The following is a 16,426-nucleotide window of genomic DNA, read 5'->3' as shown; positions in this document are numbered from 1 at the left end:
GCGTAGGGGGCAGGGGAAGGAGCCGGACGAAGGAGTGAGCGGCGATGACCGACCTTCTGGGTTCCCTGCCCGAGGACCGGGCACGGCTGCTTCGTGACGCGGTTCCCGGCATCGAGCTGGCCTCCAGGCCCATGCTCGCCACTCTCAGCGATCAGCGCGAGTTCCCCGGCGACTGGGTCTTCGAGCGGAAGCTCGACGGCGTCCGCGCGCTGGCGGTGCGCGAGGGCGGCCGGGTCCGTCTGCTCTCGCGCACCGGCAACCGCCTCGACGAGACGTACCCGGAGATCGTGGACGCGCTCGCCGCCCAGTCCTGCACGGACTTCACCGTGGACGGGGAGATCGTCGCGTTCACGCACGGCCGCACCGACTTCGGCCGCCTTCAGCAGCGCATGGGACTCACCCGCCGACGGGACGTCGAGGCGAGCGCGGTCGCCGTGACGTACTGCCTCTTCGACCTGCTCAGGCTGGAGGGCGCGGACACGACACGGCTGCCGCTGCGCGCCCGCAAGTCCCTCCTCCGTCGTGCCGTGGCCTACCGGGCGCCGCTGCGCCTGACGACCCACCGCAACGAGGGGGGCGCCGACCTCCTGGCCGACGCCTGTGCCCGTGGTTGGGAGGGGCTCATCGCGAAGCGCGCCAACAGCGCCTATCTGCCCCGCCGTTCACCGGACTGGCTCAAGCTGAAGTGCTCCCTGGAGCAGGAGTTCGTGATCGGCGGATTCACCGAACCGGGTGGCAGCCGCGCCGGGTTCGGCGCCCTGCTGCTGGGCCACTTCGAGGGTGCGGACCTGCGGTACGCGGGCAAGGTGGGTACGGGGTTCGACCGCCGTACGCTCCTCGCGCTGCGCGGCGCCCTCGACGAACTCGGCCTGTCCGCCTCGCCGTTCACCGGCCCGGTGCGCGAGGCGGGCGCCCACTGGGCCGAGCCGGTACTGGTCGCGCAGATCGCGTTCACGGAGTGGACGCGCGACGGCATGCTCCGCCACCCGCGCTTCCTCGGACTGCGCTACGACAAGCCGCCCCGAGAGGTCGTCCGCGAGAGGGCGCTGTGAGGCGGGGCCGTTCCAAGGCCGGGGCGGCCGTTCCCGGGCAGTCGGAGCCCGGGAACGGCCGTCCCTTGAAGCAGCTCCCGGCGGTCAGCCGGTCCGTTCGGCCCGGATGATCACCAGTTCCTCGTTCTCCTCGCGTGCCGCGATCCGGCCGGACTCCCTGAGCCACGGCAGACGCGAGCGGAGTACGGGCCCGAACGGGATGTACGCCCGGTCGCCGACCGTGGCCCGCAGTCCCGAGGCGGCCAGCCGGTCCAGTGTCTCGTCGGTGCCGCTCAGTCCCGACTGGGCGATGAGCAGGACACCACCGGGCCGCAGGACGCGCGGCACGTCGGTACAGATGCGGTCCAGGACCGCGCGTCCGTCGAGCCCGGCGTTCCAGGCCCGCTCCCGGCCCCGGCCGACCGAGGGCTCCGACGGCGGCGTGGGAACATACGGCGGATTGCTGATGATCAGGTCGAAGGACCGTCCCCGTACGGGTTCCAGGAGGTCCCCGCGGTGGACTGTGAGGCGCTGCCGCGCCCGCAGGGCGTTGAGCCGGGCGGTGAGCACGGCCCGCCAGGCGATGTCGACCGCCGTGACGCGGGCCCCCTTGCGGGCGGCACAGATCGCCAGGGTTCCGGTGCCGGTCCCGAGGTCGAGGACGTCCATGCCGTGAGTGGGGCCCTCGCGGTAGAGGGCCCGGGCCAGAAGGAAGGTGTCGGCCTGCGGCGCGTAGACACCCGGAGGTGCCAGCAAGGGACCGGGGGTGCGTGTCGGGTCGACGAGAAAAGCCATGAGGGAAATCCTCCGTCCGGGCGCCCCTGTCGGGTGCGGGAGGTGAGTGCACACGGCCGCTGAACGCCTGGTCGGGCACGTCTTTTCAGCAGCCGAGTGCCCATGGATCACTTCTCCACACCTCGTGCGTCACGGGCGCCTCTTAGGTGACGCCCGGTGGCGCCCGTCGTGCGGACGCGGGAACGCCCCCGGCGGTCGCGGCGGCACCGGTGACCGTTCGGGGGCGTACGCGCGAGAGGACCGGCGCTCTACCGTCCGGACTTCTTCATGTGGCCGGCGGCCCTGTCCTTGAGTTCCTCGGCCTTGCCCGTCATCTGCTGACCCCGGCCCTCACCCTCCATGGACCTGTCGTCCATGGACTTGCCGGTGGCCTCCTTCATCTTGCCCTTCATCTGCTTGGCCTTGCTCTTCGCCTTGCTCATGGTGTTCCGCCTTCGTACGAGGGTTGGACTGCCGTCTTCACCCTGCGCCCACCGGTCGACCTTCGCAATCCGTGAGAGTCCGTGACCCTGGGTGACGGTGACTCCGAACGGTCGGCACTCCGGCACGCGTCCGGTGGAGTGGGGACGATGGAGCGCGACCGTGATGTGCCGTGACCCCGGAGGGGACGAATGACGCCGGACGGTGGTTCGCGCGCCGACGGGCCCGGCGGCGGCCGACAGGACCGCGCCCCGCCCGAGGAGGAGACACCCCGTACGCCGAGTTGCATCAACCCCCCACCATGACAAGGGTGTTTCGTTCAGGCCCTCTTGGTTACTTCGGTGAGTGGCAGGCCGCTGGCAAACCGCTCCCGGGAGGGTTCGGCAGTGAGCTCGCCACACAGCCGCCCGACTCGGGAGCACCCCGCGACGGGCGGCTGGGTCCGTCAAAGGACCCGGCTGTCCGACCGCGCCCTTGGTCGGACTCGTCGTCGTGCTCGTGATCGGCGAGCGCCTCGTCGCGCACCTTGGCGCAGCAGCCGCTGAGCAGTCGCGAGACATGCATCTGGGAGATACCCAGGTGCTCCGCGATGCGCCCCTGGGTCATGCCCCTGAAGAAGCGCAGATAGAGGATGGTCCGCTCGCGCTCGGGGAGCGCCGCGATACAGGGCTTCACCGCCTCGCGGTCGATGACGAGATCGAACCCGGTGTCGGACTCTCCGATGGCGTCTCCGAGTGCGTAGCCGTCGTCGCTGCCGGGCAGTTCGGCGTCGAGGGACAGGGCGGTGAAGCTGTCGAGGGCTTCGAAGCCGGCCCGTACGTCGTCCTCGGTCATCTGCGCGTGCGCGGCGATCTCGGCGATGGTCGGCCGGCGGCCCGGGATGGTCTGGGACAGTTCCTTCGCGGCGGCGCGGACCCGGTTGCGCAGGTCCTGGACGCGTCGCGGTACGTGCAGAACCCACATGTGGTCGCGGAAGTGGCGCTTGATCTCACCGGTGATGGTCGGGATGGCGTAGCTCTCGAAGGCGTTGCCGCGCTCGGGGTCGTAGCGGTCGACGGCTTTGACGAGGCCGAGTGCCGCCACCTGGGCGAGGTCCTCGGTGGACTCGCCCCTTCCCCGGTACCGCATGGCGATGCGGTTCGCCATGGGCAGCCAGTCCCGCACCAGGTCGTCGCGCAGGGCTTGCCGGTCGGCGCCTTCGGGCAGGGCGGCGAGCCGTTCGAAGGCCGCGGCCGTGTCGGGGGCGTCGTCATGGGGATGCTGATTCGTCCTGGCGGTGATTGGCATGCTGCGTCGCATCTCCCTCAGAGGGTGCTCACGGAAACAGTCGCCGTGGGAGGGCGCACGAACGGGCCCGGCCGGGACACAGCCGAGGTCTGGCTCCCCAGCTCCCGCGGACGTGCCTCCGGTCCGAAGCACTATGGGTAAATTCCCCCGAACGGGACATCTCCAAACTATTCATTTCATAACATGATTTTCCCCTATCTGCCGACTTTCGCGACGCGGTAGCGAACGAGGAATCGGGGAACCCAGCCTCCAGGAGGTGGAGGCCATGGTTCCGATTCTCTTGGTCCTGTTGCTGGTCCTGATTCTCTTCGGGGCCGGATTCGCCGTGAAAGTGCTCTGGTGGATCGCGATCGCGGTGCTCGTCATCTGGTTGCTCGGCTTCCTGATGCGCGGCACGACGGGTACGGGAGGCAGGTCACGCTGGTACAGATGGTGAGAGAGCCTCATCGATACGGCTCCTGGGCACACGCGGCCCGGGAGCCGTTCCGTGCCGCTCCGGGACAGCGGAGGGGCCACCGCGGGAAAACCTTGTTTCGGCTGGTGGGACAGGGTACTCGGGGAAAATGGACTTCTACGCGACACCCCTGGCCGCTTCCGGCGCCGCCGTGGGCGGAATCGTGCCGTTCCTGATCGGCGTCATCCTCGTCGGCGGCCTGATCTGGGCCGTGGTGTGGGGGCGTCGGCAGCGCGCCCGCCAGCCCGCGCCGCCCCGCCCCGAGGAGCAGCCCCGTCTCCCCGACTCCGGGCCCGTCGGCCTGGTGACCGAACGGCGCGAGCCCGACGGGATCACCGAGGACCAGGACCGCCTCAGCCCGCACCAGATGGGCGGCGACTCCTCGCACCGCGCGGCCGACCAGGAACGCCCGACCTGGAACGACAACGACAGTGGCGGCTTCGGCAGCGGAGGCCCCGGGCGCACCACCTGACGCGCCCTCGCTCTCGACGCCGCATGCATGCCAGTGCGTCGGACGACGAGAAAAGACCACCCGGATCCCACGGACATCTGCTTCACTCGGCCCATGCTGAAGATCGGGTCCGTTGTGTTGGGTGTGTCGGACGTCCGGCGCGCTGCCGCGTTCTGGACGCGGGCGCTCGACTACGAGCCGCGCGAGGCGGCCGAGGACGACTGGGTGGTACTGGTCCCCGTCGACGGCACCGGCCCCCAGGTGGCCCTCGGCCTGAGTGACACACCGGTGCAGGAGCGTCCCCGGGTCCACCTCGACCTGTACGCCGACGACGCCGCCGAGCAGGCTGCCGAGGTCGAGCGGCTGGTGTCCCTCGGCGCACGGCGGGTGGACTGGGACCTCTATCCCGAGGATCCGGACTTCGTCGTGCTCGCGGACCCCGACGGGAACCGCTTCTGCGTCATCGACACAGGGCGCGTGTGATCCGGTGGCCCCCGCCGTGACATGACGCCCGGGGTGGGTCCGGAGTGAGCCCGAAGTGGGTCCGCGCAGGTGAGGGCTTCGCGATCACGGGTACCCGGCACGCATGGAACCAGCAGCCAAGCGCCCGTACGCGGAACCGGAACTCCCGCCGAGCCGGGGAGAGATCTCCGCGGCGCTCATCGAGTATCTCCGCGACACGGGACCGCTCCCCGACGACGCCGTTCTCGCCGGTGCCGAGCCACTGGGCGACGACCTCCAGTTGGCGCTCTACCTCTGTTACGAGCTGCACTACCGGGGCTTCGCGGGTGTCGACGGCGCCCGCGAGTGGGACCCCGGGCTGCTGCGGGTCCGCGCGGCGCTGGAGGAGCCGTTCCTGGCGGCTCTGCGCGCCGGGGCGACCCGGCACACCCGCGCGGACGAGGCGCTGGACGAGCTGCTCGTGGAACCTGTCGACGGCCAGGGCGTCTCCCATTTCCTCCAGGACAAGGGCGAGTTGTGGCAACTGCGTGAGTACGCCGCCCAGCGCTCGGTCTACCACCTCAAGGAGGCCGATCCGCACGCCTGGGTCCTGCCGCGCCTGTGGGGACGCGCGAAGGCGGGCATGGCGGCGGTGGAGTTCGACGAGTGGGGAGCGGGGCGCGCCGAGCGCGTGCACGCCCAGCTTTTCGCCGACCTCATGACCGACCTCGACCTGGACCCGTCGTACGGGCGCTATCTCGACGCGAGTGGCGCCGAGGCGCTGGCCGTCGTCAACCTGATGTCCCTCTTCGGTCTGCACCGTGAGCTGCGTGGCGCGCTGGTGGGCCACTTCGCCGCGGTGGAGACCACCTCCTCCCCCGGCTCCAGGCGGCTCGCGAGCGCAATGCGGCGCAACGGGGCGGGCCCGGCGGCCGAGCACTTCTACGCCGAGCACGTCGAGGCGGACGCGGTGCACGAGCAGGTCGTACGCCGTGAGGTCGTCGCCGGCCTGCTGGAGGAGGAACCGCATCTCGACGCCGACATCGCGTTCGGCGTCGATGCCACCGGGTGGCTTGAGGACCGGCTCGCGGACCGCCTGCTGGAGGCCTGGCGGTCCGGCCGGTCCTCGTTGCGCACCAGCGTATGACCGCCAGGAAACAGCGCACGTCGTCGAGAGAAAGGCGGTGAACGGCCGTGCCGGAGAGCCCCGCCGAACGCCCACGCCGGATCGTCGCCCACCGTCAGGGCCCCACGCTCGTCGAAGGGCCGGTCGAGATCGTCCTGGAAGACGGCACGACCGTGTCCTCCGACCGCTTCTGCGTCGCCCTGTGCACGTGCCGGCGCAGCCGCATCTTCCCCTGGTGCGACACCAGCCACCGCCGTCACTCCCCGGCCGCGCGCCCCGGCGCCGAGCACTGAGCGGGGCGCGTCCGCCAGGGCCGGCCCGGCCCCTTCCACCGATTAGCACACGCATTCGAATAAGCGGGTAGCCTGGAGGCATGTCCACGCACCTTCAGGGATCACTGTTCGACCAGAGCGACGCCATCCGCCTCGGCCCGCTCACCGGGCTGCGCCGGACCGTGCTCGGCGACGGGGCGTGGATCGATCTGCTGCCCGGCTGGCTGCACGGCGCGGACCCGCTCTTCACCCGGCTCGCCGACGAGGTCCCCTGGCGGGCGGAACGACGGCAGATGTACGAGCAGGTGGTGGACGTACCGCGGTTGCTGGCTTTCTACCGTGCGGAGCACCCGCTGCCGCATCCCGTTCTGGACGAGGCGCGGGACGCCCTGTCCGACCACTACGCGGACGAGCTGGGGGAACCGTTCACCACGGCCGGGCTCTGCTACTACCGGGACGGCCGGGACAGTGTGGCCTGGCACGGGGACCGGACGGGGCGCGGCGCGCACCGGGACACGATGGTCGCGATCGTCTCCGTGGGGGCCCCGCGGGATCTGCTTCTGCGGCCCCGGCGCGGCGGCAGCACCGTACGGCGTCCGCTCGGGCACGGCGACCTGATCGTCATGGGCGGTTCCTGCCAGCGCACCTGGGAGCACGCGATCCCCAAGAGCGCGCGGGCGGCGGGCCCCCGCGTGAGCATCCAGTTCCGGCCGCACGGCGTGCAGTGAACGCGGGGGACGCACGGAAGGCGGGGACTGCGCGGCCGTGGGGGCGCCGCCTCGGCGGGCGCCCCGGGGGCATCACGGACGGCCCGCCGACTCCATCGGCTGCACCGGCTTCACCGGCTTGCGATTGCGGCGGAGCCACGTGCGGGGACGGCGCGGCTCCTGGTCCGGCAGCCAGCCGAAGGCCAGGCAGCTGCCGACGACACCGAGGAGGAGGCCGATGAGGAATCCACCCAGGTTCGAGGTGATCCAGGAGCCCAGCGAGAACAGGACGCCCAGGATCGAGTAGAACAGGCGCTGCGCGGGGTTGAAGAGGATCAGCAGTCCGCAGATCACCATCAGGACCGGCAGGAGATAGCCGGCCAGGCCCTGCATGCCGATGTGCATGACGACCTTCAGCGACGCCTTCTGGGTGAGGAGGATCTCCGCTCCGCCCAGGGTGAGCAGCAGCCCGCCCAGGAACGGGCGGTCCGCACGCCAGCGCCTGAAGGCGGCCATCAGCAGCCCTTGTCGCTGAAGCTCAGCTTCAGACCGGGAAGCTTGAACACCGCCGCCGTGGTGGCGTAGTTGGTCTGCCGCAGGTTGCCGATGTGGACGGTGTCGGCCTGCTGGCTGAAGACGCCCTTCGGGCCCCGCGCGTGGGACTTGTCGAGCGTGCCGGCGTCGTTGCCGATCTCGATGTTGTCGAAGGACGCGTTGCCCGACAGCTCGGTGGAGTCGGTGGTGAGGTTGACCGCGGACACCTTGTCCTTGCCCTCCCCGGCCCTGATGAGCAGGTTGGTGCCGCCGAGGTCGACACTCTGGCAGAGCTTCTCCAAGGTCGCCTTCTTGATCGCGGAGACCACCACCAGGACCTGGCCGCCGGTGTCGCCCTCGTTCGGGCTGCCCTCGGCCATCTGGTCGAGGCCGCCGAACTGTGCGAAGCCCTCACCGTCGAGATTGGTCGCGGTGACCGTGAACGGCATGCCGGAGATCGAGAACTGCACACCCAGGGCACCCTGGGCGGTGAGGATCATGAGGCCCGCGGCGATCACGGTGGCGGGAACCGCCATCACCGCGGCGCGGCGTGGACGGACGCGCCCACGTCTCGCGGGGCTTGCGGGTGTCTTCGCCGTGGAACCGCTTTCCGGCGCTTCGCGGGGCTCGGGGGTGGAACCGGCGGACGAGTTGGCGTCCGAGGACGAGGCCATTTTCTGCTCCCAGGGGCATGGTCAACGCTAGGTAGGGCTTCGGGCGGCACGTTGTCCTGACGCGGACAGCGAATACGGCGCACGTCTCCTCGCGACTCCCGGTGGACGCAAGGGCTTTCACGTTACGCAGCAGTAGCCGCGACGGAAGTTACCCGCGGTAAGTGTCGAGGGTCAAGCACCTTGTGCGAAAAGGACGCCGGAAATGTGGCGAAGCGATGAAGGCCGCCTGATGGAACGTCAACTTTCTTACTGAGTCTTGACGTTGAATAACATTCAGGTCTACAACTCTCCCTGGCTGCGCATGGATCCGTGGCGCCGGATCCGATCGACGGCGTACGCCGATTCCCGGGCCACATCCCGTCGCACGGCGCTTCGGACCAACACTGGGTCGCAAGTGCGCCCTTCGCGGACCGACCACCTGTGCGCTCCGCGTTCTCTCCTCCACGGCACCGGCACGGCCACTTCCCCCCTGGGCCGCCCCCGGTCGCCCTTTCCGCCGGTCATGTGCCGGAGGTTGTCCTTCGACGCCTCCGGCCGACCTCCCGGCAGCCGCCGTCGGCCCGTCGCGTTCGGAGAAGGCGCGACGGGCCGGCGGCGGCCACCTCTCCCACCCCCACTCCCGAAAACGAGGCACCCGCATGCGTACTCGGACTTCCCTCACCCTGGCCGCCGCTGTCACGACCCTCGCCCTCTCGGCGGCCGGCCCGGCCTCCGCGGCCGACGGCTCGGTCCTGACCACCGGCGGCGCCGGCGGAACGGCGGTCGCCGCCGGCGACGTGCTCAGCGCCTCGCTGGCCACCGGCACGAACGCCACGCTCTACTCCAGCGCCACCGGTACGAGCGGCATCTCCTGTTCGTCGTCGGCCTTCGTCGCCACGGTGCTCGACAACCCGGCCGCGCCCGGCACGGCCACCGAGTCGGTCACCAGCCACACCTTCGCCAGCGCGAGTTGCACCAGCAACGTGGTCGGTGTCCTCGGTGTCACCAGCATCACGGTCGACAACCTGCCGTACACCACCGCCGTGACCTCCGAGGGCTCCCTCACCATCACCCCGGCCGCCGGATCATCCATCCAGACAACTGCCGTACTGCGTACGCTGCTCGGCACGATCACCTGTGTCTACCGGGCGCCCAGCATGTCGGGCACGGCCGACAACGCCGACAACAGCATCTCGTTCACGAACCAGCAGTTCACGAAGTTCTCGGGCTCGTCGCTGTGCTTCAGCAACGGCTACTTCACCGCCAAGTACGCCCCGGTCACCGACACCACACAGAGCGGCGGCCCGGCGGTCTTCGTCAACTGACGCCGACCCGCGGCCCCCACGCGCGGGTGCGGGGCAGGGAGACGAATCTCCCTGCCCCGCACCCGCGCGTGAACCGCTTTCGCGACCTACTTCAGGTCGCTCTTCTTGATGTAGCCCGAATCGACGAGCACCTGCTGGTAGTTGGCCTTGTCCACGCTCACCGGCTCCAGGAGGTACGCGGGCACGACCTTCTTGCCGTTGTCGTACGTCCTGGTGTCGTTGAGTGCCGGCTTCTTGCCGTGGACCATGGAGTTGACCATGTACGCGGTGACCAGCGCCAGCTCGCGGGTGTCCTTGTAGACGGTCTGCGACTGCTGGCTGTCCATGATCGACTTGACCGAGGGCACTTCGGCGTCCTGGCCCGTGACGAGAGGCAGCGGCTTGGCGGTGGTGCCGTAGCCGTGCGCCTTGAGCGCCTTGATGATGCCGAGCGACATACCGTCGTACGGGGAGAGGACCGCGTCGATGCTCTGGTCGGAGTACTCCGCTTCGAGCAGCTTGCTCATGCGCTTCTCCGCCGTGGGGCCGTCCCAGCGCAGGGTGGTGACCTCCTTGAGCTCGGTCTCCCCGGATCTGACGATCAGGTCGCCGCTCTGGATGTACGGCTCCAGGACCTCCATGGCGGCCTCGTAGAAGTACTTGGTGTTGTTGTCGTCGGGGGAACCCGCGAAGAGCTCGACGGTGAACGGGCCCTTGCCGCTGCCGTTGACGAGCCCGAGCCCCTCCGAGATGTAGTCGGCCTGCAGGGTGCCGACCTTCACGTTGTCGAAGGTCGCGTAGTAGTCGACGTTCGGGCTGCCGAGGATCAGCCGGTCGTAGGAGATCACCGGCACGTTGGCCGAGTTCGCCTTCTCCAGGACGTCGGTGAACACCTTGCCGTCGACCGAGGCTATGACCAGCGCGTCGACACCGCTGTCGATCATGGCCTCGACCTGCGCGACCTGGTTCTTCGGGTCGTTGTCGGCGTACTTGAGGGTGGTGGTGTAGCCGAACCCCTTGAGCTCGTCGACCATGTTCTGGCCGTCGTTGATCCACCGCTGGGACGTCTTCGTGGGCATGGCGATACCCACGGACGCGGCCTTTCCGTCGCTCCCGGTGTCGGATCCCTCACCACAGGCGGTGAGAGAAATGGACAGGACCGTCGAAATGGCCGCAGCTACGGTGGTGCGGGCGCGCATGCTCATTGTTCCTCACTGGATGAAAGGCAGTCGGCGGAACTCGGCGGCCGGCTGTGCACCTGAGGGCGCCCGATCCCGGTGGACCGGCAAGGTCCTGGTGGGGCCCTCCGCGGCGCACGGTTCCTGGCGGAGTCCGTGGTGCGTTCTTTTCGGTGCCGAGTTCGAGCCGAGGCTGCCCTGACGGGGGTTCGGGACGCCCTGCCTGAGGGACCGCACTGTGTGTACGGACCAACGGGGGACGCCAAGGTTGATCGGTGCCCGGCTGCGTGGAGCCCTTCCGGGGGTGGACTTGGTTCACCGGGTTGCGGTGAGGGGTGGAGCGTCAGACCGGACGGTATGTCTCTCGCGTTGAGGCTCTGCTGAACCCGCACACGAGCAGGCCGGGATGACCGGCCCCCCACGTGCGCGGACTCGAACGTGGGGTGCGCGGGGCAGCGTATCCCGGTGTGGGGTCACTGTGGCGCTCTTTCGTCACATTAGTTGCGCCGGCGCACGATCGGCGCTGTCAAGGCGAGTGACGCTCGGTGCGTTTTGCGGACGATCCCGCTCCAACCGCCTTGCCGCAGCTCCAGGTTGTCTGATCACCCGGACGCCGCGGCCGGACGTCGCCACTGGGGCGCACGCGACGGCGGGGCGCACACCCGGTCCACCCTCGGGGCGGGCATCACAACTCGTTCGAACGCTTCGGCCTGCCCGGCCCACTGCACGTTCGCCATGGCCCGACCGTGCGGGGCGGCCTCAGAAGCCCGCGCCGCAGCACCCCTCCAGCCGCATCAGCCGCCCCACCTCCAGCCAGTCCGCCTCGTGCGCCGCGCGACGGGTGGCGGGCGCGGACACGGGCTCGTACGCGGCCACGAGGTCGTCGGTCCTGTACGGGACCCCGCCCCGGAGCACGGCGACCGTACGGACGAGGGTGTCGAAGTCGGTGAAGGGGTCGCCGTCCACCACGGTCAGGTCCGCGAGCCTGCCCGGCGTGAGCGTGCCGAGGTCGCCTTCGAGGCCGAACAGCCGGGCGGGCAGCACGGTCACCGTGCGCAGGGCCTCGGCCGGGGACAGGCCGCCCCGGTGCAGGGCGCGCAGGCCGAGGTGCAGGGAGAGACCGACGGGGACGAGCGGCTGGTCCGTACCGAGGGCGACGAGTCCGCCCGCGGCCAGGATCCGCCGGTAGACGTCGGTCTCCGTGCGCAGGGTGGCGAGTTGGGCCGCGGTCGGCGGCACGGTCGCCCCCTGCCGGACGAGGGCGCTGTCCCAGGGCGGCATCACGGCGGTCACCCTGGGGTCGTCCGCGAGCCCTGGATCCGCGCCGAGCAGGGGCGCGGAGGTGAACGGGGTGGCGATGAGACCGAAGTCGGCGCCCAGCGCCGTGTAGATCTCCAGCACGTCCTGGTAGGCACGCCCCGTCGAGGTGGTCGCGTGCCCGAACTCGTAGCGCTGTGTCGCCTGCAGATGGGTCGTCAGGTCCTGGCCGAGTTGCACGCCGGGCGAGAGCAGATGGCTGCCCGAGCGCACACCGAGCCGCTCGTGCCCGAACCGGGCCGCTTCCTCCATCACCCAACTCGGGGCCCGCACATAGGTCTTGACGAAGTCCCAGTCCAGTGCGGCGCCCCGCTCCAGCGAGCGCCGCAATCCGTCCCTCGTACGGTGGGCGCGTCCCATGCTGTAGGCGACCCGGGAGCCGTCGAGGAGTTCGCCGGTGGTCAGCAGCCGGGGCCCGGCGAGCTGACCTGCCGTCACGGCCTCGCGGATGCGCGCCTGTTCATGGGCGAAGCCGCCGAGGGACACGGCGGTGGTGATGCCGTAGGTGAGCTGGCCGACCGTCTGACGGCCTCCGTAGGTGACCTGCCAGGGGTGGGTGTGCGTGTCCCACAGCCCGGGGACGACGGTCTTGTCCGAGGCGTCGATGCCGGTCTTCGCCTCGCGTCTGCGGTGCGGTTCGACGGCGGTGACGCGTCCGTCGCGTACGACGATGTCGACGTCGTCCCGTACGGACTCGCCCGTGCCGTCCCAGAGCCGCCCCGCGTGCACCACGGTGTCGGCGGGCACGGGCCTTCGCCGGTCCAACGGCACCCGGACGGTACGGGCCGGCCCGCCGCCGACGTCGATCAGCCGCAACCTGGCTCCGGAGAGGTACAGCAGGGTCCGTGAGTCGCCGGACCTGGAGGGATGGTCGGCCGGTTCGGTGGTGAGGGTGCGCAGGGCGCCGCGCGGGGTGCCGTCGGGCGTGACGGGCAGCAGGCAGAGCGCGGATTCGACGATCACCGCCATCCAGCGGCCGTCCGGCGACCAGACGGGCCCCGAGTCGTACCGGTCGGCGATCGACACATGGGGTGCCACCGCGTGCAGCCGGTCCTTCCCGGTCGTGGTGTCGACGATCCGGACCAGGTTGTAGCCCTCCCGGAAGCGGAGGTTGAGGCGGTTGCGGTCGCAGAACGCGAGAAACCGGCCGTCGGGCGACCAGCTGGGCCGTCCGGGCAGCCCGCCCGCGCCGAGCGGGGTCGCGAGTACCTTCTCCGTGGCACTGCTGAGGTCTCGGACGACGAGCCGTCCGGTCAGGTCCAGGCAGGCGAGGCGGGTCCCGTCGGGCGAGAGCGCGGGGTGGACCCGTCCGCCGGTCGCGAGGGCGCTCTCCTGGCCGGTGGCCGGATCCAGCCGGTACACACCGAGCAGGCCGTCACGGTCGTCCGCGTACAGCAGCGCGCGTCCGTCGCGCGACCACGAGGGCCCGAGCACGTACTCGGTGGCCGCCGCCCGGCGCAGCCGCTTGGGTGCCGAGCCACCGGAACTCCCGGCCAGCCAGAGCGAGTTGAGGGCGGCAAAGGCGATGTGCCGTCCGTCGGGCGAGAGCGCGGGAAGATGGATCCCCCGTACCGGACGGGTCCGCCCCTCCCCCAGGTCGTACTCCTTCACCGCGTAGCGCGGCCGGTCCACGGACAGCCTTGCCTCGAAGGCGATCGTGTCCGTCTCCGTCGGCTTCTGCGGCCGTACGAGGGTGAAGTCGCCGTCGATGGTGAGCAGCAGTTCGCCCGCCGCCGTCCAGCGGGGCGGTACCGGTGCGAGGTCCCCGGTGACGGTGACGGGTTCGCCGTCGACGACGAGCGCGCAGGAGCCGTTCGGGGCCGCGGTGGTCCGCAGATACGCCAGACGGCGGCCGTCCGGTGAGAGTGAGGGAGTCATCAGCTGGGCGGTCGTGGTGTCGGTGTGCTCCACGACGACCGGTCCTGTGCCGGAGGCGGGGACGGCGGCGACGGTCCGGGCGTCGAGTCCCACGCCGTTCGCGGTGGCGACGCCCTTCGCGCGCACGAACAGGATGCGCTCGCCGTCCGGCGACCAGGTGGGGTCGAAGTCCTCCCAGGCCCCGTCCTGCACGGGACCCGTCTGAGCGGGCAGACCCGTCACCCGGCGGATGTCGCCGGTGCGCAGGTCCAGCACGTGGATACGGTACGGGCAGCCGGTCACCGGGTCGCCGCCGCGCTCGGAGGCGAAAGCGATACGGGTGCCGTCGGGCGACCAGACCGGGCCGCGGTCGTCGAAGGGCCCGTCGGTGCGTCGGCGCAGGTCGGATCCGTCGGGCCGCATCGTCCAGAGGTGGAAGCCACCGCCCCGGTAGGCGCAGAAGGCGACGAGGCCGCCGTCCGGCGCGTACACGGGCCGGTTCGGTTCGAGGCCCGCCGGGGTGAGGGGGACGGCTCTGCCGCCGGTGCGCGGGAGCGACCACAGCACGTTCTGGATCTCGGCGATCAGCCGGTCCCCGCCGGGTGCGAGGGTCGCCGAACCATTGGTGGCCTCGGTGAAGGACAGGGAGAGCCCGGCAGGCGGCTGCGCGGCGGCGGGTGCGAGGCCGATGGCGGTGACGGTACCGGCGGCGCCCGCGGCCGCGAGGAGCCGGCGGCGGGAGAGGGAGAGGGCGGCGTCGCCCCGGTCTCGGTCCATGACTCAGCACGCTCGCGCATCACCCGGCCCGTGGGCAACACCGCCATTCCCGCCAACGGGGCGCCGTGTTGACGAGGTGTCAGCCCTTGGTGGTGCTGCCGTGCAGGGTCCGTGCCAGCTTCGGGCCCAGCCAGCGCTTGAGCCTGCGCAGGGATTCGAGCCGCCCGGCCGCCCGGTCGAGCCGGTAGTAGAGCTGCGGTGGTACGTACGGCAGCAGCGGCGAGTGCCGCTGGCCGAGGAGCGCGAACATCTGCGCCGGAGGCAGGTCGACGTAGCGCGGCAGGTTCTCGTACCACTGGGCGCTGTGGCGGGCCGCGCTCTGCACGGACAGCAGCTCGGCTTTGCGCGCCTTCTCGTACGCGGCGAGGGCCGGAGCGAGTTCGGGCCGCCCGGTCCCGGACCCGGTCCGTGTGCTCAGTGCGTCGGCCAGGGCGATGGCGTCCTCCAGGGCGAGGGTGGTGCCCGCGCCGATGGAGTAGTGCGTGGTGTGGGCGGCGTCGCCGAGCAGGACGACGTTCCCGTGGGACCAGGTGCGGTTGGTCAGGGTGCGGAAGTTCAGCCACTGCGCGCTGCCGCCCGCGGTCGCCCGTCCGATGAGCCGGTGGCCGTCCAGCAGCTTGACGAAGAGCTCTTCGAGGCGGGCGAGCCCCTCGGCCTCGTCGGCCCGGTCGAGGCCGAGGCCCGTCCAGGTCTCGGGTGAGCACTCGACGACACAGGTGCTGCGGTCGTCTCCGAACCCGTAGGCGTAGCACCAGATCCAGCCGTGCGGTGTCTCCACGAAGGCGAAGGTGAACGCCTCGAAAACTTTCGTGGTGCCCAGCCAGATGTATCGGTTCCGGCCGAGTGCGACCTCGGTGCCGAAGTGGGCGGCGTGGCGCTCACGCACCCCGCTGCGCACGCCGTCGCAGGCGACGACCAGATCGGCGTCGGGCAGTGCGGCCCCGTCGGCCACCTCGTCGTCGAACGCGACGCGCACGCCCAGGGAGCGGGCCCGTCCGGCGAGGATGTCCAGCAGTCGTCCACGCCCGATGCCGAACCCCTCGTCGCCGTGGTGTGTGGTCGTACGGTCGCCGATGTGCGCGACACCGTCGCTCCAGCGGACCGAGTTCTCCCGTACGGCCCGCGCCGACTCCGGGTCCCCCGTCTCCAGTTTGTCGAGCAGGCTCGCCCAGTACGTCACCCCCCAGCCGTAGGTCGATCCGGCCGGGTTCCGTTCATGGACGGTGATCTCGTGGCCGGGGTCCTGACGCTTCATCAGGATCGAGAGGTACAAGCCGGCGGGCCCACCGCCGACGCAGGCGATTCTCACGCACGTCCCCCATCTTCATCAGTCGGGTGTCGCTCAAGGTCGTCGATCGACAGCAAAGCGTAGGGGTGCGGCGGGCGGCCCCGAGACGCACCGCGCCGCGTGTCGAACCGGCTCGGCTGTGATGACGGGGTGAACCTGGGCATCCGGACAGCAGCACCGGACGCGCCTGGGAAGGGCTCATGGACACCAACATGTGGATTCTGGTCATCGTCGCCGCGGCCGTACTGGCGGCGGCACTCGCGGGGGCGGTGGTCCTGACCGTCCGCCTGGTCCGCACACGGCGGAGCCTGCGCCGCGCCGGGTTGCCGACCGGCCCCCGCTGGGTCTTCTGGGGAGCGATCGCCTATGTCGTGCTGCCGACCGACCTGATGCCCGACCCGGCCTATTTCGACGACATCGCCGTACTGCTGCTGGCTCTGAGGTCGATGCGCGCCTCGTCCGCCCCGCTGCGCCGGGACACCCGCGGGTCTGCTTGGCTGGCTCCGTCAGACAAGGACCTCTAGGGTCGGGACG

At 70.7% G+C, this 16,426-nt stretch carries 16 protein-coding genes and 1 pseudogene; 9 read left to right on the top strand and 8 right to left on the bottom strand.

Annotation, left to right across the window (positions count from 1 at the left end; all coding sequences use genetic code 11):
- Positions 1-44: 44 nt before the first annotated feature.
- The gene (gene ligD, locus ACIOKD_RS37105) at positions 45-1,052 is read left to right on the top strand and encodes a non-homologous end-joining DNA ligase (protein WP_402092482.1); all 1,008 of its coding nucleotides are present in this window, start codon (positions 45-47) and stop codon (positions 1,050-1,052) included.
- 84 nt (positions 1,053-1,136) lie between these two features.
- Here the strand turns inward: ligD and ACIOKD_RS37100 are convergent, their stop codons facing one another.
- The 3 genes and pseudogenes from ACIOKD_RS37100 to ACIOKD_RS37090 form a co-directional block, all read right to left on the bottom strand.
- Positions 1,137-1,826 carry a HemK2/MTQ2 family protein methyltransferase gene (locus tag ACIOKD_RS37100; protein ID WP_402092481.1) on the bottom strand — a complete coding sequence of 230 codons (690 nt, stop codon included), beginning with the start codon at positions 1,824-1,826 and terminating at the stop codon, positions 1,137-1,139.
- Positions 1,827-2,074: 248 nt separating this feature from the next.
- Positions 2,075-2,248, bottom strand: a complete 174-nt coding sequence (locus ACIOKD_RS37095) for a CsbD family protein (protein WP_402092480.1) — start codon at positions 2,246-2,248, stop codon at positions 2,075-2,077.
- 499 nt (positions 2,249-2,747) lie between these two features.
- Positions 2,748-3,533: pseudogene (locus ACIOKD_RS37090) on the bottom strand (RNA polymerase sigma factor SigF); the annotation flags it as partial.
- A gap of 265 nt (positions 3,534-3,798) precedes the next feature.
- Here ACIOKD_RS37090 and ACIOKD_RS37085 point away from each other — a divergent pair.
- The 6 genes from ACIOKD_RS37085 to ACIOKD_RS37060 all read left to right on the top strand — a co-directional run bounded on the left by ACIOKD_RS37085 (position 3,799) and on the right by ACIOKD_RS37060 (position 7,005).
- A complete protein-coding gene (locus ACIOKD_RS37085) occupies positions 3,799-3,969 on the top strand; it encodes a hydrophobic protein (RefSeq protein WP_398290339.1) in 171 nt (56 codons plus the stop codon).
- A gap of 127 nt (positions 3,970-4,096) precedes the next feature.
- Positions 4,097-4,459 carry a DUF6479 family protein gene (locus ACIOKD_RS37080; RefSeq protein WP_402092478.1) on the top strand — a complete coding sequence of 121 codons (363 nt, stop codon included), beginning with the start codon at positions 4,097-4,099 and terminating at the stop codon, positions 4,457-4,459.
- A 93-nt stretch (positions 4,460-4,552) separates the two neighbouring features.
- Positions 4,553-4,921, top strand: a complete 369-nt coding sequence (locus ACIOKD_RS37075) for a VOC family protein (protein WP_402092477.1) — start codon at positions 4,553-4,555, stop codon at positions 4,919-4,921.
- 103 nt (positions 4,922-5,024) lie between these two features.
- A complete protein-coding gene (locus ACIOKD_RS37070) occupies positions 5,025-6,026 on the top strand; it encodes an iron-containing redox enzyme family protein (protein ID WP_402092476.1) in 1,002 nt (333 codons plus the stop codon).
- Positions 6,027-6,073: 47 nt separating this feature from the next.
- Entirely contained in the window at positions 6,074-6,298 is a 225-nt protein-coding gene (locus ACIOKD_RS37065; protein WP_402092475.1) for a CDGSH iron-sulfur domain-containing protein, read from the top strand.
- A gap of 80 nt (positions 6,299-6,378) precedes the next feature.
- A complete protein-coding gene (locus ACIOKD_RS37060; protein ID WP_402092474.1) occupies positions 6,379-7,005 on the top strand; it encodes an alpha-ketoglutarate-dependent dioxygenase AlkB in 627 nt (208 codons plus the stop codon).
- A 72-nt stretch (positions 7,006-7,077) separates the two neighbouring features.
- Here ACIOKD_RS37060 and ACIOKD_RS37055 read toward each other — a convergent pair whose 3' ends face one another.
- Positions 7,078-7,500, bottom strand: coding sequence for a DUF6114 domain-containing protein (locus tag ACIOKD_RS37055; RefSeq protein ID WP_402092472.1), 423 nt, complete (start codon positions 7,498-7,500; stop codon positions 7,078-7,080).
- Positions 7,500-8,192: a DUF6230 family protein gene (locus ACIOKD_RS37050; RefSeq protein WP_402092471.1), complete on the bottom strand. Its 693-nt coding sequence runs from the start codon at positions 8,190-8,192 to the stop codon at positions 7,500-7,502. Before ACIOKD_RS37050 ends, ACIOKD_RS37055 begins: the two co-directional genes overlap by 1 nt.
- A gap of 638 nt (positions 8,193-8,830) precedes the next feature.
- Here ACIOKD_RS37050 and ACIOKD_RS37045 point away from each other — a divergent pair.
- Positions 8,831-9,496, top strand: coding sequence for a Tat pathway signal sequence domain protein (locus ACIOKD_RS37045; protein ID WP_402092470.1), 666 nt, complete (start codon positions 8,831-8,833; stop codon positions 9,494-9,496).
- Positions 9,497-9,582: 86 nt separating this feature from the next.
- On the opposite strand, the gene chvE is transcribed toward ACIOKD_RS37045, so the two are convergent.
- The 3 genes from chvE to ACIOKD_RS37030 all read right to left on the bottom strand — a co-directional run bounded on the left by chvE (position 9,583) and on the right by ACIOKD_RS37030 (position 15,913).
- The gene (gene chvE / locus ACIOKD_RS37040; RefSeq protein WP_402092469.1) at positions 9,583-10,680 is read right to left on the bottom strand and encodes a multiple monosaccharide ABC transporter substrate-binding protein; all 1,098 of its coding nucleotides are present in this window, start codon (positions 10,678-10,680) and stop codon (positions 9,583-9,585) included.
- Positions 10,681-11,412: 732 nt separating this feature from the next.
- The gene (locus tag ACIOKD_RS37035; RefSeq protein WP_402092467.1) at positions 11,413-14,604 is read right to left on the bottom strand and encodes an amidohydrolase family protein; all 3,192 of its coding nucleotides are present in this window, start codon (positions 14,602-14,604) and stop codon (positions 11,413-11,415) included.
- Between the two features lie 79 nt (positions 14,605-14,683).
- Positions 14,684-15,913, bottom strand: coding sequence for an FAD-dependent monooxygenase (locus ACIOKD_RS37030; RefSeq protein WP_402092465.1), 1,230 nt, complete (start codon positions 15,911-15,913; stop codon positions 14,684-14,686).
- A gap of 179 nt (positions 15,914-16,092) precedes the next feature.
- Between ACIOKD_RS37030 and ACIOKD_RS37025 the strand changes: the two genes are divergently transcribed.
- Positions 16,093-16,416, top strand: a complete 324-nt coding sequence (locus ACIOKD_RS37025) for a hypothetical protein (RefSeq protein ID WP_402092464.1) — start codon at positions 16,093-16,095, stop codon at positions 16,414-16,416.
- The last annotated feature ends 10 nt before the right edge of the window (positions 16,417-16,426 follow it).

The organism is Streptomyces sp. NPDC087844, from assembly GCF_044742785.1.
Taxonomy (GTDB): domain Bacteria; phylum Actinomycetota; class Actinomycetes; order Streptomycetales; family Streptomycetaceae; genus Streptomyces.
Note: the sequence above shows the minus strand (reverse complement) of the source record. Positions and strands in the feature narration are given on the sequence as shown.

Excerpts from the sequence above, each read along its gene's own strand:
- chvE (WP_402092469.1), bottom strand. The coding sequence starts at position 10,680 with ATGAGCATGCGCGCCCGCACCACCGTAGCTGCGGCCATTTCGACGGTC.
- ACIOKD_RS37050 (WP_402092471.1), bottom strand. The coding sequence starts at position 8,192 with ATGGCCTCGTCCTCGGACGCCAACTCGTCCGCCGGTTCCACCCCCGAG.
- ACIOKD_RS37075 (WP_402092477.1), top strand. The coding sequence starts at position 4,553 with ATGCTGAAGATCGGGTCCGTTGTGTTGGGTGTGTCGGACGTCCGGCGC.
- ligD (WP_402092482.1), top strand. The coding sequence starts at position 45 with ATGACCGACCTTCTGGGTTCCCTGCCCGAGGACCGGGCACGGCTGCTT.
- ACIOKD_RS37035 (WP_402092467.1), bottom strand. The coding sequence starts at position 14,604 with ATGGACCGAGACCGGGGCGACGCCGCCCTCTCCCTCTCCCGCCGCCGG.
- ACIOKD_RS37100 (WP_402092481.1), bottom strand. The coding sequence starts at position 1,826 with ATGGCTTTTCTCGTCGACCCGACACGCACCCCCGGTCCCTTGCTGGCA.
- ACIOKD_RS37085 (WP_398290339.1), top strand. The coding sequence starts at position 3,799 with ATGGTTCCGATTCTCTTGGTCCTGTTGCTGGTCCTGATTCTCTTCGGG.
- ACIOKD_RS37060 (WP_402092474.1), top strand. The coding sequence starts at position 6,379 with ATGTCCACGCACCTTCAGGGATCACTGTTCGACCAGAGCGACGCCATC.
- ACIOKD_RS37080 (WP_402092478.1), top strand. The coding sequence starts at position 4,097 with ATGGACTTCTACGCGACACCCCTGGCCGCTTCCGGCGCCGCCGTGGGC.
- ACIOKD_RS37070 (WP_402092476.1), top strand. The coding sequence starts at position 5,025 with ATGGAACCAGCAGCCAAGCGCCCGTACGCGGAACCGGAACTCCCGCCG.
- ACIOKD_RS37045 (WP_402092470.1), top strand. The coding sequence starts at position 8,831 with ATGCGTACTCGGACTTCCCTCACCCTGGCCGCCGCTGTCACGACCCTC.
- ACIOKD_RS37055 (WP_402092472.1), bottom strand. The coding sequence starts at position 7,500 with ATGGCCGCCTTCAGGCGCTGGCGTGCGGACCGCCCGTTCCTGGGCGGG.
- ACIOKD_RS37095 (WP_402092480.1), bottom strand. The coding sequence starts at position 2,248 with ATGAGCAAGGCGAAGAGCAAGGCCAAGCAGATGAAGGGCAAGATGAAG.
- ACIOKD_RS37025 (WP_402092464.1), top strand. The coding sequence starts at position 16,093 with ATGGACACCAACATGTGGATTCTGGTCATCGTCGCCGCGGCCGTACTG.